Origin of the sequence: Chitinophaga barathri (genome assembly GCF_003807585.1) — a bacterium.
In the GTDB taxonomy this organism is placed as follows: domain Bacteria; phylum Bacteroidota; class Bacteroidia; order Chitinophagales; family Chitinophagaceae; genus Chitinophaga; species Chitinophaga barathri.
In genome coordinates, this window is record NZ_RMBX01000004.1 from 161,739 (window position 1) to 184,984 (window position 23,246).

Here is a 23,246-nt window from a genome sequence, read left to right on the forward strand (position 1 = left end):
TTTTTCATCTCTCAACATTTCTTTATGAACATACAGAATATCCTCACAGAAATTGAAAAGACCGATCCCGAAGTGTACGAACGCATGGACAGCCGCAGAGGCGCGATGCAGAGTTTTCTCCGGATCGGCGGCAAACTGGCGCTGGCAGCCATTCCTATTGCGCTTGGCGGGATGTTTAAAAAAGCCTACGGCCAGTCCGCGCCGAACATCGTGGCAGTGCTGAACTATGCACTCACATTGGAATACCTGGAAGCGGAATTCTATACCATGGGCGCCGCATCAGGCGTAGTGCCAGCAGGCACGCCCGGGGTAGGGGCCATCAATACCATCAGGGACCATGAAAACGCGCATGTGTCTTTCCTGAAAACGGCCATCGCTTCACTGGGAGGCCAGGCAGTGGCAAAACCGACTTTTGATTTCACGGCGGGCGGCGCATTCGGCAACGTGTTCACCAATTACGATACATTCCTGGCAGTGGCGCAGACCTTTGAAGATACCGGAGTAAGAGCTTACAAAGGCAGGGCGGGCGAGCTGATGGGCAACAACGATGTGCTCACCGCCGCTTTGCAGATCCATTCCGTGGAAGCACGCCATGCTTCCCACATCCGGCAGATGCGCAAAGCGCGCGGCGCCAATGTGAAACCCTGGATCACGGGCAAAGACACAGGCGGCATCGGTGCGGCCGTGCAGGCCAGTTATAACGGTGAGGAACTTACCACGCAGGCAGGTATTGACATTGCCGCTATCGTAAACGCGAACGCCGCCAGCGAAAGTTTCGACGAGCCGCTGACCGCCGCGCAGGTACTCGCGATTGTAGACCCCTTCATCGTTTAAATCGTTTCATACATTTCTAAATTCACGAACAATGCAAAGTAAAATCGCAACATTCTGCGCAATGTTATTCATCAGCACGTCCTCATTTGCCGCCGGCGCCTATGAACAGCCCGCATCCGCCACTGTCACCTCATCCTACGATTGGATGAAATCGCCCTCCGGCACCTGGGAAGGTAAAGTGGACGGCAAGGCGCACTGGTACAAACTGGACAAAAAAGGCGGCCTTTGGCAAAGCACCGACGGTAAAAAATGGACAGCTTCCAAAGAGGGCCTCTGGTCCGATAAGAGCGGCCGATGGCTCAAGATCCATGACAAAAAGCTCGTGTGGAGCACAGACGGGAAAGAATGGGCCGAAGTACCCGAGTGGAAGTGGGAAGGAAGTGATGGCAAATGGTACAAGTTCGATACTGACTGGACACTTTGGGTTAATTGATGATATAACCGCCCCCGCAGGTTTGGTCGTTGGGGGCGGTTTTTTATTACACTCACAGACAGGCATATGTTTATAGTAGTCATTTTATCAATCGAAAAACCGAAGTCTTACTTCGGTTTTTTTGTTTTTACATAGCTGCCGGCCCGTAACCGATAAATAATAAATCCTTAATACATGAAAACATGCACTTCCGGGGTAACATGAGCATCTTTACTGCTTCAATCGTTATCTCTGATGAAAAGAAGACAATTTCTACAACAATCTTCCCTGGCGGCTATCGCCTCTTCCATACTTGCCCCCGTTGACCTGCTGGCCTCCGGCAAAGAAGGCGGCGATGTAAAATGGGATGGTACTACCGCCCGCAATATTATTTTCCTCGTAAGCGACGGCATGAGCATCGGCACGCTGACTATGGCCAACATGCTCCTGCAACGCAAAGAAGGCCGCAGCAGCAGCTGGATGAAGCTGTACGAACAAGGCAAAGCAAAAAGAGGTTTGATGGATACCGCCTCCGCGGACAACCTGGTGACCGATTCAGCCGCGGGCAGCTCAGCCTGGGGCGGCGGCGTACGTGTGCCGAACGGTATGCTGAACGTCAATAAGGACGGTTCTTTTAACGTTCCCATCCTGCACAAGTTCAAAGCCGCGGGCAAAGCCACGGGCTGCGTTACCAGCGTGCCCATCACCCATGCCACACCGGCGGGGTTTTGTGTGAATAACGCCAGCAGGAACTCCCAGCCGGAGATCGCCGAACAATACCTCCAGCTCCGTTTTGATGTGATGATGGGTGGCGGTACGGAGTTTTTCAGCGCCGATACCCGTAAAGACAAACAGGATCTTTTCGCCAAATACGCACAGGCCGGCTTTGCCGTGGCCCGCACCAAACAGGAAATGCTGAACGCCGCCGCCAGCCAGCCGCTGATGGCTGTATTCCACGGAGATGCGATCCCTTACGCCCTGGATCATGCGCAGGATACACAATTGCAGGCTACTATCCCCACGCTGGCGGAAATGACCAAAACGGCCATCGAGCGGCTGAGCAGGAACAAAAAAGGGTTCGTGTTGCAGGTAGAAGGAGGAAAGGTGGACTGGGGCGCACACTCAAACGATCTCGGCGGCCTCATCTACGACCAGGTTGCTTTTGATGAAGCGATCCAGGTAGCGGTGGACTTTGCGGAGAAAGACAAAAACACGCTCATCATCATCACTACCGACCATGGAAATGCCAACCCCGGCATCTTTGGCGGCAGTAAAGAAAATAAGAAATTCGACAGCATCTTCCAGTTCAAACAAACCAATGACTGGATACTGAAAGGCATCACTAAAGACTCTTCCGTAAACCAGGTGAGGGAAAGAGTGGAAGCCGCGCTGGGCTTCGGCATCAGGCCGGAAGAAGCGCACGGACTGCTGGGCCACTACATCAGGCCTGACGGCGAAGGGCTTTACAACAAGGCAAAGCTGCCGTTCAGGGAACTGGGCGAACTGCTGGGCAGTTATACCACCGTACACTGGGCTTCCATGGACCATTCCTCGGATCATGTGGAGCTGACCATGATGGGCCCGGGCAGCCAGCTGATGAAAGCCTTTATGAAAAATTCGGATCTGCACAACCTGATGCTGGACGCCACCGGTGTCAAAAAAGGATAGTACACGGCGGATTCATCCATTGTTTAACAACTTTTCAGGGCTGGCCATTTGGCCCGCCCTTTTTTTTGAAGCGGAAATCATTTCTGGGCCACCAGGGCATACCCGGCATTACGGAAATAATCCTGCCGAAATGGAAACTTTTGACCATGCCGGGCGTCTTTACCCAGGAAGAACATATTGCCGCAAACAATCCAACAGGCAGATAAAGAAACTCTCAGCCGATGTGTACATCGAACAGGCCGTTCCGGCCCGCTGGGTTTGACTATGTAATATAAAAGAACCGACCTGCGTCTGCGGGCCGGTGTAACGCCATATCCCCCGGAACAGCTAATGATGGACGGGATATTGTAAAAGAGAAATGCGCCGTAGTACAAATACTACATCCGGCCCGTACTTTAACTACAGGCCAGCCTTCAACCTGTCGTTACCTTACACCGGAAAACCTGGCCCTATATTCAGAACAAAACCGGGGACCGGACAAGCCATATTTCTGTAACCATCAACGCCTATGAAGAATTTTTCCCTTCCCGCACGGGCATGCGCCAATGCTTATACCAGGAATGTTTTAGTGTTGATTTGTTTGTTGATATCGCATTTGCGGATGCGGCTACATTTCTCATTCATCAAAAATGGAATTTCCCCTATGACTATAACGAGAGCACGCTGTACCACGCTGTTATGCGATAGATAGCCCCGCAGTAAAGACATTACGCCTGTATTACTACCATACGGGCGAACCAGATCCTGTACCCCCCTGTAAGAACAGCATTTCCTGCAGGAAGGGCAGAACGGGAGGTCAGCATACTAAATATGGCTTCGAATAATGGTTATCATAGGAAAAGGGGCTGTCTCTTAAGGCGGCCCTCTTTTTTTATCTTTGCGGTATGAAGATCCACCAGGCATTTATACGGCTCATGGAAAGGAAACGCGGTTTCCACCTCATTACAGCTGAAGTATTGCAGGCCCTGCCGCAGCTCAGGGAGCTGAAAACGGGCATGTGCCAGGTATTTATCCGGCACACTTCCGCTTCACTGACCATCAACGAAAATGCGGACCCGACGGTACGAAAGGATTTCGAAATGTACTTCAGCAAAGCAGTGCCCGAAAACGATCCGCAATATCTCCACGACGACGAAGGCCCGGATGATATGCCCGCCCACCTCAAAGCCGCACTGCTGGGAAGCTCTGTAATGATACCCGTGCGCAACGGCAAGCTGGCCTTTGGCACCTGGCAGGGCATTTACCTCTGCGAGCACCGCAACCATGGCGGGCAGCGGGAGCTGGTCATCACCGCCTGGGGCGAGACGGAGACGCCTTAAAGTATTTGTCCAGGAAGGCGAAGACCGTGTCAAACCGCGTCAATGGCGCGGCGTGACCGCCCTGCACGGCTATGTGTTCCGTACGGTACGGGAACTGGTGTTGCCTGAAACGGTCTTCCATTTTTTCGCACATTAGTGTAGAAGGGCATATCTCATCCTCCGTGGCGGACAACAGCAGTACGGGGCCTTTTATTCTCTCCACGGGTATCATGGCAAGCTGTTCCGCCGCTGAATCTTTCAGCATCGCTTCAAAAGCGCCTCTCAGGTCCCTTTTCATCAAAGCGGGCACCGCTGCTTCATTCACCGGTACATAGGGCAGTTCTTTCCCGTTGTACGTCCACGCGGCGGTGGAAAAGTGACCGGTATGCCCCGGGAAGGTCACATGGCTGGGCACGATGGCCACCACGCAGGTAATATCGCTGAAATAACTGCCCAGCAGCAAAGCAAGGTCGCCGCCCCGGGAGCCGCCGATGATGGCGATTTTCTTTTTATTGATCTTCTGGTTGCCGGCTGCTTTCAGGATAGCGTCGTGTATGGCGTTGAGGGAGATCCTGTTGAGCGTGTCCGGTGTGCCGGGTGCGCCGAAATAACCGATGGCCAGGAAAGCATAACCGCTTTCCAGGAAACGGTCGCGGGTGGTTTTCCAATGATCGCTGGCCCATGCGTTCCTTCCTTCGGAGCCGCCCAGGCCTACTATAAGAGGTTGATCATCGCCGGGGCCGGTGTAGAGAATGCTGTTTGCCTGCGGGGTTTCCAGCACGGTCTGCGCCCGGAGGGAGAAATGGAAGGAATAGAGGAATAAGGAGAGCAATAAAAATTTCATAGCTGTTTGGTTTGTTGCACAAAACTCAGCCATTTGTTTCCTTTTTCTTTTGACCTATATCAAAAACTACTTTTCAGCCCTTACACGGCTCAGCGTTTCCTGCGTAATGCCCAGGTAGGAAGCGACCATGCCCAGCGGGATGCGGTGATAGATATCGTGGTAAACGGCCCGGAAATGGTCATATTTTTCCTTTGCGGAGGTAAACCGCATGGAAGTGATGCGTTCCATCAGGTGCCCGAATACCGTGCCCATAGACAGCCGGGCATATCTTTCCATTTCGGGGAAATGGTCGAAGAGGTAACCGAGATCGCTGATCTCCAGGCGCCAGGTGTCTGTATCTTCCAGCGTATCGATGGAGTAGATGTCTTTTTGCCGTTGAATAAAACTTTTGGGGGAGTTCACCCATTCGCCTTCGCTGCTGAAGTATTCGCTGATCTCTCTGCCGTCTTTGAGAAAGAAGACCCGTACCAACCCTTTCCGGATAAAATAACTCCTGGTGCAAACCTTATCCGCATCGTGCAGCAGTTCGCCTTTTTTGAAGGACTGAACGGTGACGCGGTTCTCCAGTTCCTCCCTGAGTGCGGGGGAGAGGCGGATGTATTGTTCAAAATGCTGGTACAGCGGCGTGTGCATGCAGTTTTATTTGAATGGTAATTTAAGGAAATAACGCTTGTTTATTAATTTAGCAGCGTAGTCCCGGGCATCCGGGGTGATTTTTCACAAACAAGCAGGCAAAACAATGAGTAACACCATACAAAGCGGGATCTACCAGGACGGGGCTTCCATTCCCTGGGAAGACGCCGCGCCGGGCATACAGCGCCAGCTGTTCGGGTACGACGAAAAGATGATGCTGGTAAAAGTAAAATTTGAACAGGGCGCCGTGGGCACTATGCACCAGCATCCGCACATCCAGGTGAGTTATGTGGAAAGCGGCTCTTTTGAGCTCACCATTGGTGGGGAAAAGAAAGTGCTGCAAACGGGGGATGGCTATTTTGTGCCTTCCAATGTGCTCCATGGCTGCGTCTGCCTGGAGGCCGGCGTATTGATAGACGTTTTCACCCCGCTCCGCGAAGATTTTTTAACAGGAAAATAGATTGACATGCAATACCCGGAAATGGCCGCTTTCATCAACACATTGATCGATAAAGTGGAAGAACTGATACCCGAATACATGGCGAAAAAAGAAGACAGGGAAAAAGAAAGAGGTGGCACGGCCATTTGCATACTGGACCCCGAAGGCCGCGTATACGGTAAGATGTTCGGTACAGACACCATCATGGCCCGCGAACGTTACCGCGTGGCCTGGATAAAAGCCAGCCAGGCATGGATCACCGGCCTGCCTACCGGCGAATATGAAAGGCAGGTGTTCAACAAAGAGATCGATGAAGGCAAATACGGCATCCGCCGCCCGGACCTGATAGGCTGGGAGGGTGGCCAGCCCCTTTACCTGAAAGACGGCACCATGATCGCAGCAGGCTTTGGCGGCTTCACCAGCGCCAGCGACCTGGAGATCGTGAAACGCGCGCTGGAGATGATCCAGTAACCGGTGCATGGAGATGAACGGGCGGGCATATTCCATCAACGCCCTAATCCTTAACTTTAATAAAAAAAGATATGGCAAGAGCATTTTTAGGTATGGGCCTGCTGGGGGCGAACTTTGTAAAGGCAATGCTGGATAAAGGGGAAAAAGTGCAGATATGGAACCGTAGCCCGGAAAGGGCGCAGGCGCTGGCGTCTTTTGGCGCCACTGTGTTTACCAGCGCCGCCGATGCCGTGAAAGGCGCGGAATATATCCATCTGACCGTAAAAGACGATGCCGCTGTGAACGAGGTACTGGCTGCCGCGGCGCCCGGCCTCCAGCCCGGCGCGGTGATCATTGATCATACCACCACCACTGCTGATGGCGCGAGACAACGCACAAAGGAATGGAAAGATAATGGCTTTACCTACCTGCACGCCCCCGTATTCATGGGCCCGGCCAATGCCCGTGAAGGCAGCGGGTACATGCTCGTGTCCGGCGACCAGGCGGTGGTCGAAAAAGTAAAACCCCTGCTGGATAAAATGACCGGCAAGGTGATCAACTTAGGGCCTGAAGAAGGAAAAGCGGCAGGCATGAAACTGATCGGCAACAGCTTCCTGGTGGCATTTGTGGCCGGTTTGTCGGACACATTGTCCCTTGGCAAAGCCCTGGACATCTCCGCGCAGGACATCGGCTCCCTGTTCGATATCTGGAATCCGGCGCAGATGCTGGCCACCCGCTTGCAGCGCATGAGCAGCGGCGATTACAGCAAAGCGTCCTGGGAGTTGAATATGGCGAGGAAAGACACGCAGATATTCATTGATACCGTAAAAGGGAAAAATGGTACGCTGACCGTATTGCCCGCCATTGCCGCGCAGATGGACAAGATGATCGGGGAAGGCTTCGGCGCCAGCGACTGGACAGTGATCTCGAAGGATGCGGTGTCTTAAGGGCAAAACAAACAATATTTGGTTTTTATAAACGGCGAATAGGTCAGGGAACCGGAGGGGGATATGAACCAAAATTCAAAGAAGCCGCGGATAAGCTTTAACAAGAATGTTCCTGGTATAAGAAAGGCCCGCTGTCACCGGCGGGCCCTTTTGTTTAGTTGCCTTTCAGCAACGCGTTGATCTGCTCATACAACGCTTCTTTTTCACTCGGGCGCTTGGCCTTGCTCACCACCAGCTTCCCGGTTTTGTCAAAAAGAAAATATTGGGGATAATACTCCGCTTTGTCAGGATGATCGGCCAGCAGCTCTTTCCAGAAAGGCGCAATGGTCTGCCTGGTTTTACGGAGATGGACGCCTTCCATGTTGTTCACTTTGATGTAATCTTTCCAGAGGGCATCGCGGTCATCGTCGTCCATGGCCAGGTAGATGTATGCCACGTCTTTGTCGGCGAATGCTGCTTTCAGCCCCGGCAGCTGTTTGATCTCTTCTTTGCAGGGGCCGCACCAGGTGCCCCAGATGTCCAGGTATACCACTTTGCCTTTCAGCGTTTTCACCACCTCGTAAATGGACTGCACCTTGTCGTAATCTTTGACCACTACAATGTTCCGGTTGTGCTGGTTGGCGGCGAGTTTTTCGCCAAGCTCGTTCATCATCCGGCTGATGTCTTTGTTGTAAGGGCTTTGGGGGAACTGTTTTTTAAACGCTTCGGCAAGGCCTTTCACCTGTGCCAGGTCGCGTGCGTAATATTGGTCCTGCACCTGCTGGAAGTTGTACTTTTCGGCTACATCCGGCGGGAAATTGTTCAGGCTGCCTACAAAACGCCAGTAAGGTTTGCCGTACTTTTTTACGAGGACGTTCGCACTGTCGAGGCTGATGCCGTAATAAGGAATGGGTTTGTCCGGCGTGATGTTTTCTTTTTTGATCTTTACGAATGCTTTTGTTTCGAGATAGCGGAGGTAATTGTCTGCGAAGGCGTAATACTGTGGCCCGGCGGGGACAAACTCCGGGTCTATTACACAGGGGTCGAATATGGCGAAAACAAAATTATTCAGAATATCCCGGTCATCTATACGGGTTCTGCCGAAATCGCTGAGGTAATTATACCCGAGGTATTTCACTTCGGATGCGATCAGTTTTTTATCCCGTTCTGAAATATCAGCCGCGCTGATGGTTTTGAAGTGTTCGTTCTGTATGCTGAAGAAAGGATCAATCAATTTTTTTTGCAGTTCTTCCAGTGAAAGCCTGTCAAACGTACCATTCTCCCAAAAAAAAGGCGGGCTGTCCATGTCTATCTGCTGCAACAGGAGGTTTTCCTGCAAGGCATCGCCGGATAGCAGCCGGAGTGTTTTATTTTTCTCATCCAGTGCAATGACCAGTTCCTTCCCCGCGGTGAGCAGCAGGGTATAGAACTTCCGTTGATAGATCAGCGAGACAAATTGCTGGCCCGTTACGGGGAGAATGATATTGAATTGCCCCGATGCATTCACCGGGATGTCCACCGTATTTTCTTGGTGGAAGCCATACACCACCGGTGTATTGACGGACACGGGTGTTTTGCCGCTGTACCCGCGGATGGCGCCGCTGAGCGTGAACTGGGCGGGTAGTTGTATGGATAGCAGCAGGAGGAGTAATAAACAAAGGTTCTTTTTCATGGAATCAAAAATAGCGTACCGGCGGAAGCGATGTTTCCGGAAGTGACGGAACCGGGGATAAATGGGATAAACATAGCGGTTTATGCTATAGAAAAAGTGGTATAACGAAAGAGAGGGCCGCCCCAGATGGGGCAGCCCTTCTCTTTTATGTCAAAACAAGCCGGATGTATTACACCAGGATCTCCAGCAAAGCCGTATTCCCGGGAAGGTCCGTAGCCATCGCCCTGATCACCGAACCGGCGGGAGAGGCGTTCGCCACTGTGGCGGTGTACGTCCACAGGAGCCGGTTGATGGGGTTGAGGATGGCGTTGCCTTCTTCCAGAAGGGTGCCGTCGGCGGTGTAAATGCCCACTTTCACTTCCGCCACCCTGAAGTCGTCCTTCGCGTGAATGCTGATCTTTGAGCCGGGAGTACCGTTGTACTCCGAGGTGTTGATCTTTTTCACGACGGGTGGTTTCATGAAATCGCGCATAGCCATGTTAAAAGCCGACTTTCCCGGGGGAGCTTTCCGCTGATATTCTTTTTTCAGATCAGCGGAGCTGATGGCTCCCTGTGCGTATGCGTTGGCTGCTGAAAACAGCTCACGCGCTTCCGCCTGTTCTTCCGAAGGTGCCGCATCGGGATTGACCGTAGGCATGCTGCCGATGATCGTATTGTTCCCGTGACGGCGGTAAACAAACTGTTTACCCACATTTCCCCTTGCTCCTTTTACGAGCAGGTTCTTATTGATATTAGCCATTGTAATAGTTTTAAAAATTAAAAAATAATGTACCGATCTGTTCATCGCGCAGCAGGAGGAAGTTACCGGAGCCGCTACTCCCCGTTGGCTTAAGCGGTGCTCCTTTTGCGGCGATCAACAATACAAATGTAAGTGCAAAAACACACGTGATTTTGGACTTTGGGACGGTCCTTTATCGAAGTTGGGACGGAGTAGCCTGGCAGTTGGGACGAATGGAAACGGGCCCTGGAAAAAACGGTGCTTTTTGCCTTTAATCTTCAGAGAACCTTCGGTGATCGTTCGGTGATCCTTCGGTCATCCTTCGGTTAAACACCCTCAAACCCGGACTACGACCGAACACCACCGAAGGATCACCGAAGGATGGCAGGAGGATGTCAGTAGCCTTAAAGGGGCTTTTTATCATTTAGGGGAAACCGTTATATTTGATTTTGAACCGCTTAAGCATTGTTTTAACACCCAAACCATTTTATCGCAATGGAACAACCAATTTTTATCAGGACAGATGGAGTATTGAGGAAAATAAACTTCGAAGAGATCGCTATCCTGGAAGCGGCGCGTAACTACACGAAATTTCTGGCAAAAGGATATTCTCTCATTGCCCGTGCGTCGCTGGATGCAACGCTTAAACAGATGCCTGAGGGGCGGTTTTTAAGGATCAGCCGGATGCACGCAGTGTCTTTAAGCCATGTAGACGTTATCGGGAGGGAGGAAGTGATCATAGCGGGAGAGTCCATCCCTGTGTCCCGTAAGTATTACCCGGAAATGCTGAAACAGCTTAGGGTTATAGAAGCGATGACTGGCAGCGACAAAAAAGATAAGGAAGAGATGCCGGAGGAGGAGTAGTATTTTAAACGGCAAAGGCTTCCCCGGGGAAGCCTTTGCGAATATGAACAGGGGATTGCTTACACAAAAAATTCCGGCAGCAACTCTTTACACACTTTTTTCGCCGCGTCTACTTCGTTTTCGGGTATCCATTTGTAAGGCCAGCGCAGGCGTGTGCCTACATCCGCCCAGCCGCCGATAGCCGCGAGGAACTTATCCACCGCCTGGTTGGAATACCCCTGCTGCGTGATATAGGGCACGATCTGTTCGTTCATAAACCGCTGGATGCGCGATTCCAGTTCCAGTGCGGCTTCCATGTCCGTCTGCATACTGTCGTACCAGCGTTGCGCCACCAGCGGGCTCAGGCAGGCTACGTTGGAATAGGCGCCGTGTGCGCCCGCGCGTACGCCCGTGGCAAGGTGGTGGCCGGGTATGAATACAGAAAGTTCAGGATTGAGGCCCAGCATTTCTTTGTACCATGCTGCGTCTCCGCCCGGCAGTTTGCAGCCCGCCAGCTCAATACCGGCCTCCCGGATGGTTTTAAAATCGGCGGGGCTCAGCTTTACTTTAGAATGGGGGGGATTGTAGAGGATAAGCCGGATGTCTCCGGCGGTATCCTGCATTTTGCGCAGGAACGCGATGATCTCTTCCATTTTCGGTGGAAACCAGTCTGGCAGGATCACCTGTATGGCGGAGGGTTTGAGGGCTATCGTCCGTTTGAGCCGCTCCAGTGATATGAGCGGGCTCATGTGGCTGCAGCCAACCTGGAAGGGCATGCCGGCCCTGTTGCATTTTTCGGCGAGCAGGCCGTTTACTTCGTCGAATTCATGTTCGGTCTGGTTATAGAACTCACCGGCGGTGCCGTTGGAATAAATGCCGTCCACTTTCATGCCGATCAGCTGATCTATTTCAGTGGCGAGGCGGCCGTAACCGATGCTGTCATCTGTGTTGATAGGGAGCAGTAATGTTGCCCAGTTGCCACGGATCTCGTGGCTTTGTAAAGGAACCATGGTATTTGTTTACGGGATTTGCGTTTTGAGAAAGATCTTACCTGGATAATAAGACCGGTATCAAAGAAAAGAAAGTTTCTTGTAAAAAGGAAAATGATTGAAAGATTCTCGGTGGATGATTTGATGAATTTGGAAATATCGCTGTAAATTTATTGTATGCGAGGAATTAAATTAAAAACAATGAAACGGAAGACTACGATATCGCGTACCCGCGTCCGGAAAATACTCAGAGAGGTCTTTGCTATGAAATTGACCGAAGAAGAAAAAGAAGCTAACAGGGCATTGATGGGAGTTTTTCCTAAGAAAAAAGAATAGCCCAAAAATAGTTTCTTTTTATGTTAACCCGATTTGCCAAAACATCAATACATTAAAACCATGCGTAGTATTACATTAAAAACAGGAAAACGCAAAACCACCTGGCCCGATTCCTACGTCCAGGAAGTAATAAGGGAAGTTTTTGCAATGAAAATACCAAAAAAGGAAGCCGAAGCCGCTCTGGCATGGATGAGAGTTCTTCCGAAGAAGAAAAAATCGGCCAAAAGATAGATTTGATTTTATGTTAACCCCGGATTATAACGAAAAGGTGTTCATTAATTGCCCTTTTGATGACGGATATCGTCCCATATTGCATGCCATGGTGTATGCGGTTTATCGTTGTGGATTTTATCCGGTGACAGCTTTGGCGGAAGATGACGGAACTGATAGCCGTCTTAATAAAATCCTGCGATGTATCAGGGATTGCCGGTATGGTATTCATGATATTTCCTGTATTGAGGTAAATATGAATAACCTGCCCAGGTTTAATATGCCTTTTGAAACCGGTTTATTTTTTGCAGCTAAACATTTTGGCGGAGGATTGCAGAAAACGAAGTCGGGCCTTGTATTTGAGCGGACAAAATATTTATACCAGCAATACATCTCTGACTTAAATGGCATAGATACCAAGGCTCATGGGAATGATCCGATACAAGTGCTTGAAAAAATACGTGACTGGTTAAGGACATCCTCGAATAAGACTACAATTCCGGGAGGGGCTACTTTAAGGAGAGATTATAGGGACTTTGTTACCCGTCTTCCTTCTGTTGTGGATAAGTTGGGTTTTGATCAGGATAATATTCTTTTCAGTGACTTTTGTCAGATAGTGGAACGCGCAATGCATGAAAAATTGGAAATATCCTTACTTACGAGTGCTTGTGAGTAAGGAACTCAGCGAATCTCCGTCTTCAACCGCCGTATTTTCTCCTGTTTTCCTTCGATAGCAATTGCCGGCAACAGGTGATGCCATAACGAAACTCTTAGGGAGAAACCTGCATTAATCTAAAAACAAGATTCAGAACAGGCTATATTTGAAATATGGATAAACTCCTGAACCGCTCGCTGAAGAAACTGATGATATATGCCGGTATCGTGCTGGTATGCAGTATCCCGGTGTATTATGTGATGATCAGCCTGCTGCTGGAATATGAGTTTGATGAACATAACATCATCCTAACGCCTGAAGCGGGCCGGGAAGACCGCTTCCTGATCATCGGCGCTGTAACGCTGCTCACCGTCCTGTTTTTCGTACTGATGCTGGTCGGCTTTATCCTGCTGAACCGCCGGATATCTAACCGTTTGTGGCAGCCCTTTTACCACAGCCTGGGAAAGATCAAAAAGTTCGACCTGAACCGGCAGGAAAAAGTGGATTTCGAAGAAACCGGTATTGAAGAGTTTGCGGAGCTGAACCAGAGCCTGCACAAACTGATAGCCGGGAATATTGCGGCTTATGCGCAGCAGAAAGAGTTTGCGGACAATGCCTCCCACGAGTTGCAGACGCCCCTGGCCATTATACAGTCGAAACTGGACCTGCTGCTGCAAAGCAAATCGCTGACAGACGAACAATACAATATCATCGAAGACGCGAATAAGGCACTGGCAAGAGTGACCCGCATCAACAAAAATCTATTGCTGCTCACGAAGATCGAAAACAGCCAGTTCATGGAAAAAGAAAGGCTCAGCCTTTCCGGGCTGATAACAAAAAATATTTCCCTCTTTACCAGTTTTGCCGAAGGCGTGGAGCTGGAGCTGAATGCTGAAATACAGGAGAATGTGGAGGTGGAAGGCAATAAGGTACTGATCGAAATATTGCTGAACAACCTCGTGACCAATGCGATCAGGTATACCTCCCCCGGCGGCACGATCCATATCCGGCTTTCCGGGAGCCGGCTGGTAGTGGAAAACCCGGGCGAAGTGGCGCTGAAAGAAGAGCAGCTGTTCAAACGGTTCAGTACAGCATCTTCACAATCCCCGGGCACAGGCCTCGGGCTGGCGCTGGTGAAGCAGATATGCAACCGGTATGACTGGAAGATCACATATGCCTATGAAGACGGGCAGCATGTATTTTCAGTAAAGTTTTAGCTTCAAAATAGATCCCTGTTACCATATCATCCCGCCGGACTGCCCGCGCGATAAGAAATTTACGTCAAAATACTAAAATATTTAGTATTATTGCTAAATAATTGAGTAGCGTACTTATAACCATTAGCAGGCATGATGAGGGGTAAAGCAGATATCATTGCTGCCCTGCAGAAAGAGATACTTTCCCTGCAGGGATACAGGGCGGAAGGCGACAGTACTGCCGTAAATGTAGGACTGGAAGCCATCACCCGCTCTTTCCCCAATGCCATATTCCCCACCGGGGCCATTCATGAATTCCTTACGGAAGCGCCCGAGCACACTGCCGCAACGGGCGGATTTATGGCCGGGCTGCTGGCTTCGCTGATGCAGCGGGGCGGCGCCTGTATCTGGGTCAGTACTTCGCGCAGGCTTTTCCCTCCCTCTTTAAAAACATTCGGTGTAGAGCCGGATAGGTTCATTTTTGTAGACCTGCAACGGGAAAAGGATGTGCTCTGGGCCATGGAAGAAAGCCTGAAATGCGGAGGGCTGGCGGCTGTGATCGCGGACCTTGGCGAAATCACCTTTACCCAGTCCCGCAGGGTGCAGCTGGCGGTGGAGCACAGCGGGGTTACCTGTTTTCTCCTCCGTACCAATCCCCGCAAGCTGAACACTATTGCAAGCATTGCCCGCTGGAAGATCACGCCGCTGCCCAGCCAGCTGGAGGAAGGTATGCCAGGCGTGGGTTTTCCACGCTGGCAGGTGGAGCTGCTGAAAGTACGCAACGGCTATCCGGGAATGTGGAAAGTGGAATGGTCGGCGGGTGGTTTTGTGATGTTGCCGGAACGTGCTGTAGCAGCCACCGCGGCCGGGCAAAAAAGAAAAGCGGGGTAAGATGGCGAAGCGGTATGTGACGATATGGTTCCGTTACCTGGTAACGGACTGGATGATCCGCCACCGGCCAGGGCTGCGAAAAGAATCTTTTGTATTTGCGGCGCCTGTGCATGGGCGTATGATGATCGCCGCCGCCTGTAAAAACGCGGAAGCCAACGGCATCACCGCCGGTATACCTGTTGCCGATGCAAAAGCGATCGATCCTTCGTTGCATGTGCTGGACAATCGCCACGGGCTGGAAGAAAAACTGCTCAGGACGCTGGCGGAATGGAGCATCCGGTATACGCCCACCGCTGCGGTGGACCTGCCGGACGGCCTCACGCTGGACGCAAGCGGCTGCGCGCATCTCTGGGGAGGAGAAGAGGCTTATGTGAAAGAGATCGTCAGCAAGCTGGGCGCTGCCGGCTTTGATGTGCGCGCCGCCATGGCTGATACCATTGGTACAGCATGGGCGGTGGCAAGGTACGGGGAAGGCGCCATTTCCATTGTCCAAAGCGGGGATCAGGCCACCGCATTACTTCCTTTACATCCCGCCGCGCTGCGCCCCGATCCGGCTGTGCTGGTCCGGTTGCAGAAACTGGGCTTCCGCCGCATCGCCGCATTTGCGAATATGCCCCGTGCCGCACTGCGCAGGCGTTTCGGGGAAGACCTGCTTACCAGGCTGAGCCAGGCACTGGGGCAGGCGGAAGAATTTATACAACCCATTTTTATCAATCCGCCTTACCAGGAACGGCTGAACTGCCTGGAGCCGATCCGCACGGCCGCCGGTATAGAGATCGCAATCAGGCGCTTGCTGGACACACTTTGCAAACGCCTGGAATCGGAAGGGAAGGGGCTGCGGTCCGCAGTGCTGAAATGTTTCAGAGTAGATGGCAAAACGGTGGAAGCGGCCATCGGCACCAATCGCGCATCGCACAACGCGGCACACCTTTACAAATTATTCGAGCTTAAAATACCCACTATCGAGCCCGCACTGGGCATCGAGCTGTTTGTGCTGGAAGCGCCGAAGGTAGAAGAAACAGAACAGCAGCAGGAAAAACTCTGGGCCACAGGCCCGGGCCTGGAGGATGCGGCCGTAGCCGAGCTGCTGGACAGGCTGGCGGGTAAGGCCGGCGTCGGCGCCATCCGCCGTTTTCTGCCGGATGAACATTACTGGCCCGAAAGATCGGTTACACCCGCAGCATCCCTGAAAGACAAGCCGGCGGATGGCTGGCGGCTGGACAGGCCCAGGCCGGTATTACTGCTGCCGCACCCTGAAGCCATCGAAGTATCCGCGCCCATACCCGATTATCCGCCTATGCTGTTCCGCTACAGGGGCAGGCTGCATGAGATCAGGAAGGCGGATGGACCTGAGCGCATAGAGCGGGAATGGTGGCTGGACGGTGGCGAGCACCGGGATTATTATACGGTGGAAGATGAGCAGGGGCAGCGTTACTGGCTGTTCCGCTCCGGTCACTATAACGAAGATCAGCGCCACCAATGGTTTATACATGGATTTTTTGCGTAGGGGATATAGCCGGGTAAGATCCGTACTGCATCATGCAGGCAATAATTACACGGTTGGAAGTACGAGCGGAAAAAGATCACGGTTGCATGATACAGGCAATCACGGCTGTGTGATGCAAAGAGCATAACACCGTTTTTACATAAAGAAAAAGCCGGGCATGAGTTACACAGAATTACAGGTCACCAGCAATTTCAGTTTCCTGCGGGGCGCTTCCCACCCGGAAGAGCTCGTGCAGCAAGCCGCGGAATTTGGTTATGAAGCCATTGCCATCACGGACCGGAATAGTTTTGCCGGTATCGTGCGCGGGCATGCAGCCGCCAAAGAACACGGCATCCGCATCATACCCGCCTGCCGCCTGGACCTGCTGGACGGTCCCGGCCTGCTGGCGTATCCTACAAACAGGGAGGCTTACGGCCGGCTGTCCGCATTGCTCACCACCGGCAACCTGCGCGCCGAAAAAGGCCAGTGCCACCTGTACCGGCAGGATGTATATGCCCATTGCCAGGGTATGAAATTTATTGCCGTACCCCCCGCCACCCTCAATGCGCAGTTTGATTTTGAAGAGGAGTATAAACGCGCAATACAAGAATACCGCGAGGTATTCGGCAAAGACCTGTACCTCGGCGCCAGCCGCTCTTACGATGGCGATGATCAGAAAAAACTCTACCGGCTTTCACAACTTGCTGAAAAGCTGGGCATACACCTGGCCGCCGTCAACGATGTGCATTATCATATCCCGCAGCGCCGCGAACTGCAGGACGTGCTCACCTGCGTTCGTGAAAAATGCACGATCCACAACGCCGGATACCTCCTGCACAGCAATGCGGAGCGTTACCTGAAACCCGTCGATGAAATGCGCCGCCTGTTCCTGAAATACCCGGACGCCATCCGCCGGAGCCGCGAGATCGGGGAGGCATGTCATTTTTCGCTGGACAGCCTGGAATATATTTACCCCGAAGAGATCACCTCCGAAGGCCGCACGCCGCAGCAGGAACTTACACACCTGGCCTGGGAAGGCGCAAAAGAATATTTCGGGGACGATATCCCTGAAAAAATATCATCCGCGATCCGTTACGAACTGGCCTTTATGGAGGAAATGAACTACGCGTCTTATTTCCTGACGGTATACGACATCGTACGGTTTGCACGGAGCCAGGGGATACTTTGCCAGGGCCGCGGCTCAGCGGCCAACTCCACGGTGTGTTATTGCCTGGGCATCACCGCGGTGAACCCCGCCAAGTTCGACACCCTGTTCGAACGTTTTATCTCCTCCGCCAGGAACGAGCCGCCGGACATTGATGTGGACTTCGAACATGAACGCCGCGAAGAAGTGATCCAGTACATCTACGAAAAGTATGGCCGCGACCGTGCCGCCATCGTAGCCACCGTTACCCAGCTGCGCCAGAAAGGCTCCGTACGGGACGTAGGCAAGGCCATGGGGCTTTCCGTGGATATGATCGACCGGCTGAGCGGCTCCCTGTCTTATTTTGATGACGGGGTGGATGAAGCGCGCATCAGGGAAGAAGGCCTTGATCCATCGGATCCGCACCTGCGCAAGGTGCTGGAATTGACGGAACAGATGATGGGGTTTCCCCGGCAGCTGGGGCAGCATACGGGCGGCTTTGTGATCACACGCGGCAAACTGTCCGATCTCTGCCCCGTGATGAATGCACGGATGGAAAACAGGACCAGTATTGAATGGAACAAAGACGATATCGATACGCTCGGTTTCCTGAAAATAGACGTGCTGGCATTGGGCATGCTCACCTGTCTGCGTAAGGCGTTTGACCTGGCGAAAGAACATTACGGGCTGCACCTCACCCTGGCCAATATCCCGCAGGATATTCCGGCAGTATATGAAATGATCAGCCACGCGGATACGATCGGGGTGTTCCAGATCGAAAGCAGGGCGCAGATGTCCATGCTGCCGAGGCTGAGGCCCCGGTGTTTTTATGACCTGGTGATAGAAGTGGCCATCGTGCGGCCGGGGCCTATTCAGGGCGACATGGTGCATCCTTACCTGCGGCGGCGTAATGGGGAAGAAGCTGTTGAATATCCGTCGGAGGAACTAAAAGAAATTCTCGGGCGTACTATGGGGGTGCCGTTATTCCAGGAGCAGGCCATGAAGATCGCGATCGTAGCTGCGGGGTTTACGCCCGCGGAAGCGGATGAACTGCGGCGGAGCATGGCTACTTTTAAATCGCACGGAAAAGTGAGCCGTTTTGAAAAGAAACTGGTGGATGGAATGATGGCAAAAGGTTACCAGGAAGAGTTTGCCCGCCGTGTATTCCGCCAGCTGGAAGGGTTTGGCAGTTACGGTTTTCCGGAAAGTCATGCCGCTAGTTTTGCCCTGCTGGTATATATCAGCTCCTGGCTTAAATGTTTTTACCCGGATGTATTTGCCACCGCCTTGCTGAACAGTATGCCAATGGGTTTTTACCAGCCCGCGCAGATCGTGATAGATGCGCGGAAACACGGCGTGGAAGTGCGGCCCGTAGATGTGAACAGCTCCCGGTGGGACAATACGCTGGAAGACGGCGCCGTAAAATACCGCGCGATGCGCCTGGGATTCCGGCAGGTGAACGGGCTTAAAGAAGAAGAGGCACAAATCCTGGTATCCGCCCGGGGCACAGGATTCAAGAGCATCACGGCAATGCGGGAAGCCGGCGTATCCCAGTCCGCGCTGGAAAAACTCGCGGATGCGGATGCTTTCCGTTCGCTCGGGCTGGACCGCAGGCAGGCATTGTGGGAAGTAGCCGCCCTGCACGACCGGCCCGTGGCAATGTTCGCAGGGCAGCCGTCGGAAAGCGCGCATGAAACGCAGGTATCGTTGCCTTTTATGACAGAGGCGGAACATGTGATAGAAGATTACGCGGCTACTACTTTGTCATTAAAAGCACACCCGGTGAGTTTTGTAAGGGAAAAACTCAAACTCCTGCATGTGCTTACCACGAAGGAGATCAGCGAAGCCAAAGACGGCTCGCTGGTAAAGGTAGCGGGGCTGGTACTGGTGCGGCAAAGGCCCGGCACGGCCAGTGGGGTGTGTTTTATTACGATAGAAGATGAAACAAGTTTTTCCAACCTCGTGGTGTTCGAAAGCCTGTTTGACAAATACCGTAAAGAGATCGTACAATCCCGGCTGCTGATGGTGGAAGGAAAGTTGCAGCGCGAAGGGGAAGTGGTACATGTGATCGTACAGAAATGTTTTAACCTCAACAAACTGCTGCGCGGAATGACGATACCGGACAACGACAGCGAGCCGGTGATAACCATGCCAGGGGCGGATAAACCAACTACGCCCCAGCCTGTGGACAAGGAGACGGAGGCGAAAGATGTGTTTTATAAGGGGAGGAATTTTAAGTGATGAAGTTCCGTTACCTTCACCGTTATACCGTTAAACCTGTCATTATGTATTTTTCCAGGGAAGGGGCGGCCAGGGCATTTGTGCCTGCCATGCTCGTCTTGCTGTTTATCCTCAGCCTGCTGCCGCTGATGCATGTTGGAAATACCCTTGCCTGGGACACAGATCTGTTGCGGTATATTCACCTCAGCCGGAACGTCTCACAGGATGGCTTTTTCAGGATATTGACAGACAGCGCCGCGCTCGTGACCATCGGTATCCCGCTTGTATTTTTGCTGGCCGGCCTGCTGCTTAAAAAGAAAAGTATATGGCAGCAGGGCCTTGGTTTCGCGGCGATCTTCCTGACGGCCATGAGCCTGAGCACGGCCTTCAAATATCTTCTGAATAAACCACGTCCTTTTGTTACGTATGATTTCATTGAAAAAGCCACTTCCGGCAACATGCCTTCTTTCCCTTCAGGGCATACGACCGATGTATTTGTGACGGCGCTGGCCCTTAGCCTCGTATACCGGAAGTGGTACGTGATATTGCCCGCCTTTACCTGGGCATTGCTGGTAGCCTATTCAAGGTTAAGCCTTGGGGTGCATTACCCCAGCGATGTACTGGCGGGTATTGCACTGGGTTCTTTTACTGCTGTGATAGGCTGCAGGGTATGGGCGGCGGCGGTGAAATGATGCATCTATTGTTTACTCAACTCCACTGCCTTCGCCAGCACTTCATCTTCATTATTGCGGATACCGTTAATTGTCTTCAGCACCGTCACATCCGGCAGCACGCCTTTCATAAAATGCTGTGAGCCGTCGTGGTTCGTTACTTTCAGGCCGGTGAAGGTGAATACATACCCGCCGGGAAGCGTCACACGGTTGATGTCGCCGTTCGCGCCCGCGGTAGGCTCCCCAATGATAGTAGCCATCTTAAAATCTTTGATATAACCCATCACGGATTCCGCATAACTGATGGCGCTGCCGTTGATCAGGAAAAACACTTTCCCGCCGATATGCGGCGTTTCGGGCCTGAGGCCCCAGCCAATGTCCATCCAGCCGGTCTTCTCATGATCCGGGAGGGACATTTGCTGCATATGCATCCATTTGTCATTTTCGGGTTTCTTTAAAAGGTGCCGGATGATCATGCTGCCGTTCATGTCTTTGGGATAACCGCGCAGGTCAAAAATGACTGTTTTGGCGGCGGCCAGTTCTGCGAGTTTCGGTTTTATGCTATCCCAGGGCATCTGCGTAAGGTTCAGGTAAATGGTATGGTTGTCTATCTGCCGATAAGCGGGCTTTTCATCGGAAGGTTTGTAATATTCCGCCGCGCCCATTTTATAGCTCACATTCACCTGTCGTATGCCTTTGTCCGCAGATGCTACGGTAAGCTGCAATACACTGTCCTTCGGTCCGCTGATCATATTGCTGAGGGAGGCGCGCATCAGGGCGTTCGCAGAGCCCGCGGAGGTGAGCAGAACGGCTTTGTCCACGTATTCTTTTGCGGGTGTGCCGTTGATGGCCGTGATCACATCGCCGGGCTGCAAAGTTATGTCGGGTGAAAGTACACGGGTGATCACCAGTTTGTTTTTGACCCATTCCCATTTCAGCGGCAGCATGGAACGGTTGCGCATGCCGTAGGGGCTTACTACAAAAACGTGCCCGTCATGCAATTTGGCGGTGAGTGTTCTGAGGGTATTGTCAAAGCCGGCGGCCGTGGTTTGCCGGTAACAGTCCTGCAGGGCCAGGCGGAGGTCTTTGTCCCAGTCCGTCACCCATTCCTGGTAATAAGGATGGAAATGCCGGATCACATTCCAGGTGATAACGACGCCGGCCAGTCTTACGTACAGGTCATCGCCGGTAAAAGGAATGGTGAGCTGCCGCTCCATCATTTTGTTCTGCGCAATGGCAGCTGCGGTGTCGCTGAAAGGATATACCTGTTTGCCATCGCTCCAGAGGGCTACAGGCATGGTGACGGACAAGCCGTTGCCGATATTTTTGGTGACCGTTGTGCCGGCGGGGATATCATTGGTGAACAGGGCGGGGGCTTTCCGCATATTACCTTCCTGCATTGTCCTTTCCAGTATCAGCGCCTGTTTGCCGGTGAATGCCTTATTGCCGGTTTTGACGGTGAACAGCGGGTCGCCGCTGTTGAACTGCCAGTAGCCAGGCTTTGCGCCCAGTGAATCATTTTCAAAATCACCATTGAGCCCGGGGATTGTTTTCCAGCCTTCAGGCGTTTCGATTTCCAGCTTCATATCGTCCAGCAGCAGGCTGCCTTTGTTCACGACAAAACAGCCGAATACCACCGCTTTGGCGTCTTCATTTATTTTGCCAATGATGGTATCACGCCGCCAGTCTTTATTGACACCCGTAATGGCACGGTCGTCCATGTTGTCAAAAAAACCGGGCTTGCCGCTTTCACGGTCCACGCGCAGCCATAGCTGGCCGGTGCCTCCGCCCAGCGATTCCGCTTTGGCGGCGGCGGTATAGCGGATGGTGCGCCCCCGGTACGGCGTTGCATCTATGCTGCCGGAGATCGTGCTGAAATGCGCGCTCTGCTCCTGCGAGGGAGGCACTTTGGAATAACTGTTGGTACGGATGGATTTGTAAGTCTGGCTATTGCTGCCCGCGCCGTAGCCATTGTGCTGCCATACCACTGCTTTCATGTTGTCGGCGCCGGCTGGTTTTACTACAGGCGGCGCGGTACTGTCCGAGGGATGGATCTGCAGGCCAGGTGCAACAGTGTTGAACAACCCGGCGAGGGTTTGCCGCAGCTCCTGCGGGTTGCGTGCTTTCTCCGCTTCCCTGGCGCCGTAGACGGCAAAGGTTTCCCAGTCGGTGACCACGTTCGCATCGCTGGGGTGGAAATAACGTACATAACCATAGAGGCGGGTAAATGTGTAGAGGTTTTCTGCTTGCTGCGTGGTTTGCGCCATAGCCGGAGCCAAGGCTCCCAGGGCAAATGCGGTCAGGAATAGTTTGCGCTTCATATAAAGGGATCTTGTTTTGGGTCAGCGTGAATGGCTGTGCATTAAAGATATTATTTCAGATTAGAACAAAGTGTTAAAAAAGGATGGCTGGCGGGCAGTTTGACACGGGTATACGTATCGGTGATACCCCATGCCGGGGCTGGGAAAGATCCGGGGAAACCGGTGGCTAAAAAAGGCTGCTCTGCACGGGCGGCATTTTGTTTTTCAGGCGGGCAAAAAAAATAAACCAAACGGGTGCTTTCATTGTTTTACAATTGTACAGCCCGACCCGCCAGACGCGCCGGGTCTGAATATATTGCTGTTTCCTGTAACCAGGAATGGTTTTGACCACCTATAAAGAACAGCATACCAACCCCTCCGGAGCAAACAACACTTTTAGCCCTCACACTG

21 protein-coding genes are annotated in these 23,246 nt (G+C 52.4%); 15 read left to right on the forward strand and 6 right to left on the reverse strand.

Going from position 1 to position 23,246, the window contains the following annotated elements; all coding sequences use genetic code 11:
• Nucleotides 1-24: 24 nt before the first annotated feature.
• The 4 genes from EG028_RS08955 (at nucleotide 25) to EG028_RS08970 (ending at nucleotide 4,233) form a co-directional block, all read left to right on the forward strand.
• Nucleotides 25-834, forward strand: a complete 810-nt coding sequence (locus tag EG028_RS08955; protein ID WP_120516240.1) for a ferritin-like domain-containing protein — start codon at nucleotides 25-27, stop codon at nucleotides 832-834.
• A 31-nt stretch (nucleotides 835-865) separates the two neighbouring features.
• Nucleotides 866-1,267, forward strand: coding sequence for a hypothetical protein (locus EG028_RS08960; protein ID WP_120516239.1), 402 nt, complete (start codon nucleotides 866-868; stop codon nucleotides 1,265-1,267).
• A 234-nt stretch (nucleotides 1,268-1,501) separates the two neighbouring features.
• Nucleotides 1,502-2,914, forward strand: coding sequence for an alkaline phosphatase (locus EG028_RS08965; RefSeq protein WP_120516238.1), 1,413 nt, complete (start codon nucleotides 1,502-1,504; stop codon nucleotides 2,912-2,914).
• 884 nt (nucleotides 2,915-3,798) lie between these two features.
• The gene (locus EG028_RS08970; RefSeq protein ID WP_120516237.1) at nucleotides 3,799-4,233 is read left to right on the forward strand and encodes a secondary thiamine-phosphate synthase enzyme YjbQ; all 435 of its coding nucleotides are present in this window, start codon (nucleotides 3,799-3,801) and stop codon (nucleotides 4,231-4,233) included.
• Here the strand turns inward: EG028_RS08970 and EG028_RS08975 are convergent.
• Together EG028_RS08975 and EG028_RS08980 are read right to left on the reverse strand one after the other, a co-directional pair.
• The gene (locus tag EG028_RS08975; protein WP_162946417.1) at nucleotides 4,202-5,056 is read right to left on the reverse strand and encodes an acyl-CoA thioester hydrolase/BAAT C-terminal domain-containing protein; all 855 of its coding nucleotides are present in this window, start codon (nucleotides 5,054-5,056) and stop codon (nucleotides 4,202-4,204) included. The two genes, EG028_RS08970 and EG028_RS08975, sit on opposite strands and share 32 nt — an antisense overlap.
• A 66-nt stretch (nucleotides 5,057-5,122) precedes the next feature.
• Nucleotides 5,123-5,689 (reverse strand): Crp/Fnr family transcriptional regulator, encoded by a 567-nt coding sequence (locus EG028_RS08980; protein ID WP_120516235.1) that lies wholly within the window; start codon nucleotides 5,687-5,689, stop codon nucleotides 5,123-5,125.
• Nucleotides 5,690-5,795: 106 nt separating this feature from the next.
• Here EG028_RS08980 and EG028_RS08985 point away from each other — a divergent pair, with 106 nt between their 5' ends.
• The 3 genes from EG028_RS08985 (at nucleotide 5,796) to EG028_RS08995 (ending at nucleotide 7,525) form a co-directional block, all read left to right on the forward strand.
• On the forward strand, nucleotides 5,796-6,149 hold the full coding sequence (locus tag EG028_RS08985; protein ID WP_120516234.1) for a cupin domain-containing protein: 354 nt from the start codon (nucleotides 5,796-5,798) through the stop codon (nucleotides 6,147-6,149).
• Nucleotides 6,150-6,155: 6 nt separating this feature from the next.
• A complete protein-coding gene (locus EG028_RS08990; protein WP_120516233.1) occupies nucleotides 6,156-6,599 on the forward strand; it encodes a GlcG/HbpS family heme-binding protein in 444 nt (147 codons plus the stop codon).
• Between the two features lie 71 nt (nucleotides 6,600-6,670).
• The gene (locus EG028_RS08995) at nucleotides 6,671-7,525 is read left to right on the forward strand and encodes an NAD(P)-dependent oxidoreductase (RefSeq protein ID WP_120516232.1); all 855 of its coding nucleotides are present in this window, start codon (nucleotides 6,671-6,673) and stop codon (nucleotides 7,523-7,525) included.
• Between the two features lie 154 nt (nucleotides 7,526-7,679).
• Here the strand turns inward: EG028_RS08995 and EG028_RS09000 are convergent, their stop codons facing one another.
• Entirely contained in the window at nucleotides 7,680-9,176 is a 1,497-nt protein-coding gene (locus EG028_RS09000) for a TlpA family protein disulfide reductase (protein ID WP_120516231.1), read from the reverse strand.
• Nucleotides 9,177-9,345: 169 nt separating this feature from the next.
• Entirely contained in the window at nucleotides 9,346-9,915 is a 570-nt protein-coding gene (locus tag EG028_RS09005) for a hypothetical protein (RefSeq protein WP_120516230.1), read from the reverse strand.
• Between the two features lie 474 nt (nucleotides 9,916-10,389).
• Between EG028_RS09005 and EG028_RS09010 the strand changes: the two genes are divergently transcribed.
• Nucleotides 10,390-10,758 (forward strand): LytR/AlgR family response regulator transcription factor, encoded by a 369-nt coding sequence (locus tag EG028_RS09010; RefSeq protein WP_120516229.1) that lies wholly within the window; start codon nucleotides 10,390-10,392, stop codon nucleotides 10,756-10,758.
• A gap of 59 nt (nucleotides 10,759-10,817) precedes the next feature.
• Here the strand turns inward: EG028_RS09010 and EG028_RS09015 are convergent, their stop codons facing one another.
• Nucleotides 10,818-11,747 (reverse strand): dihydrodipicolinate synthase family protein, encoded by a 930-nt coding sequence (locus EG028_RS09015; protein ID WP_120516228.1) that lies wholly within the window; start codon nucleotides 11,745-11,747, stop codon nucleotides 10,818-10,820.
• 375 nt (nucleotides 11,748-12,122) lie between these two features.
• Here EG028_RS09015 and EG028_RS27820 point away from each other — a divergent pair, with 375 nt between their 5' ends.
• From EG028_RS27820 to EG028_RS09045, 7 genes are all read left to right on the forward strand, one after another.
• Nucleotides 12,123-12,293, forward strand: a complete 171-nt coding sequence (locus tag EG028_RS27820) for a hypothetical protein (RefSeq protein WP_221198099.1) — start codon at nucleotides 12,123-12,125, stop codon at nucleotides 12,291-12,293.
• Nucleotides 12,294-12,303: 10 nt separating this feature from the next.
• Nucleotides 12,304-12,948: a hypothetical protein gene (locus EG028_RS09020; protein ID WP_120516227.1), complete on the forward strand. Its 645-nt coding sequence runs from the start codon at nucleotides 12,304-12,306 to the stop codon at nucleotides 12,946-12,948.
• Nucleotides 12,949-13,100: 152 nt separating this feature from the next.
• The gene (locus EG028_RS09025) at nucleotides 13,101-14,144 is read left to right on the forward strand and encodes a sensor histidine kinase (protein WP_120516226.1); all 1,044 of its coding nucleotides are present in this window, start codon (nucleotides 13,101-13,103) and stop codon (nucleotides 14,142-14,144) included.
• 132 nt (nucleotides 14,145-14,276) lie between these two features.
• Entirely contained in the window at nucleotides 14,277-15,014 is a 738-nt protein-coding gene (locus EG028_RS09030) for an ImuA family protein (RefSeq protein ID WP_241559094.1), read from the forward strand.
• Nucleotide 15,015: 1 nt separating this feature from the next.
• Nucleotides 15,016-16,521, forward strand: coding sequence for a Y-family DNA polymerase (locus EG028_RS09035; protein ID WP_120516224.1), 1,506 nt, complete (start codon nucleotides 15,016-15,018; stop codon nucleotides 16,519-16,521).
• Between the two features lie 157 nt (nucleotides 16,522-16,678).
• Nucleotides 16,679-19,885 carry an error-prone DNA polymerase gene (locus tag EG028_RS09040; protein ID WP_120516223.1) on the forward strand — a complete coding sequence of 1,069 codons (3,207 nt, stop codon included), beginning with the start codon at nucleotides 16,679-16,681 and terminating at the stop codon, nucleotides 19,883-19,885.
• A gap of 44 nt (nucleotides 19,886-19,929) precedes the next feature.
• Nucleotides 19,930-20,556: a phosphatase PAP2 family protein gene (locus EG028_RS09045; RefSeq protein ID WP_241559093.1), complete on the forward strand. Its 627-nt coding sequence runs from the start codon at nucleotides 19,930-19,932 to the stop codon at nucleotides 20,554-20,556.
• Nucleotides 20,557-20,561: 5 nt separating this feature from the next.
• Here the strand turns inward: EG028_RS09045 and EG028_RS09050 are convergent, their stop codons facing one another.
• Nucleotides 20,562-22,856, reverse strand: a complete 2,295-nt coding sequence (locus EG028_RS09050) for a S41 family peptidase (RefSeq protein WP_120516222.1) — start codon at nucleotides 22,854-22,856, stop codon at nucleotides 20,562-20,564.
• Between the last annotated feature and the right edge of the window lie 390 nt (nucleotides 22,857-23,246).

Coding starts and splice junctions, on each gene's coding strand:
- EG028_RS08960 (WP_120516239.1), top strand. CDS start 866: ATGCAAAGTAAAATCGCAACATTCTGCGCAATGTTATTCATCAGCACG.
- EG028_RS08955 (WP_120516240.1), top strand. CDS start 25: ATGAACATACAGAATATCCTCACAGAAATTGAAAAGACCGATCCCGAA.
- EG028_RS09010 (WP_120516229.1), top strand. CDS start 10,390: ATGGAACAACCAATTTTTATCAGGACAGATGGAGTATTGAGGAAAATA.
- EG028_RS08985 (WP_120516234.1), top strand. CDS start 5,796: ATGAGTAACACCATACAAAGCGGGATCTACCAGGACGGGGCTTCCATT.
- EG028_RS09020 (WP_120516227.1), top strand. CDS start 12,304: ATGTTAACCCCGGATTATAACGAAAAGGTGTTCATTAATTGCCCTTTT.
- EG028_RS09040 (WP_120516223.1), top strand. CDS start 16,679: ATGAGTTACACAGAATTACAGGTCACCAGCAATTTCAGTTTCCTGCGG.
- EG028_RS08975 (WP_162946417.1), bottom strand. CDS start 5,056: ATGAAATTTTTATTGCTCTCCTTATTCCTCTATTCCTTCCATTTCTCC.
- EG028_RS09015 (WP_120516228.1), bottom strand. CDS start 11,747: ATGGTTCCTTTACAAAGCCACGAGATCCGTGGCAACTGGGCAACATTA.
- EG028_RS09050 (WP_120516222.1), bottom strand. CDS start 22,856: ATGAAGCGCAAACTATTCCTGACCGCATTTGCCCTGGGAGCCTTGGCT.
- EG028_RS08970 (WP_120516237.1), top strand. CDS start 3,799: ATGAAGATCCACCAGGCATTTATACGGCTCATGGAAAGGAAACGCGGT.
- EG028_RS09025 (WP_120516226.1), top strand. CDS start 13,101: ATGGATAAACTCCTGAACCGCTCGCTGAAGAAACTGATGATATATGCC.
- EG028_RS08995 (WP_120516232.1), top strand. CDS start 6,671: ATGGCAAGAGCATTTTTAGGTATGGGCCTGCTGGGGGCGAACTTTGTA.
- EG028_RS09000 (WP_120516231.1), bottom strand. CDS start 9,176: ATGAAAAAGAACCTTTGTTTATTACTCCTCCTGCTGCTATCCATACAA.
- EG028_RS09005 (WP_120516230.1), bottom strand. CDS start 9,915: ATGGCTAATATCAATAAGAACCTGCTCGTAAAAGGAGCAAGGGGAAAT.
- EG028_RS08980 (WP_120516235.1), bottom strand. CDS start 5,689: ATGCACACGCCGCTGTACCAGCATTTTGAACAATACATCCGCCTCTCC.
- EG028_RS09030 (WP_241559094.1), top strand. CDS start 14,277: ATGATGAGGGGTAAAGCAGATATCATTGCTGCCCTGCAGAAAGAGATA.
- EG028_RS09035 (WP_120516224.1), top strand. CDS start 15,016: ATGGCGAAGCGGTATGTGACGATATGGTTCCGTTACCTGGTAACGGAC.
- EG028_RS09045 (WP_241559093.1), top strand. CDS start 19,930: ATGTATTTTTCCAGGGAAGGGGCGGCCAGGGCATTTGTGCCTGCCATG.
- EG028_RS08990 (WP_120516233.1), top strand. CDS start 6,156: ATGCAATACCCGGAAATGGCCGCTTTCATCAACACATTGATCGATAAA.
- EG028_RS08965 (WP_120516238.1), top strand. CDS start 1,502: ATGAAAAGAAGACAATTTCTACAACAATCTTCCCTGGCGGCTATCGCC.
- EG028_RS27820 (WP_221198099.1), top strand. CDS start 12,123: ATGCGTAGTATTACATTAAAAACAGGAAAACGCAAAACCACCTGGCCC.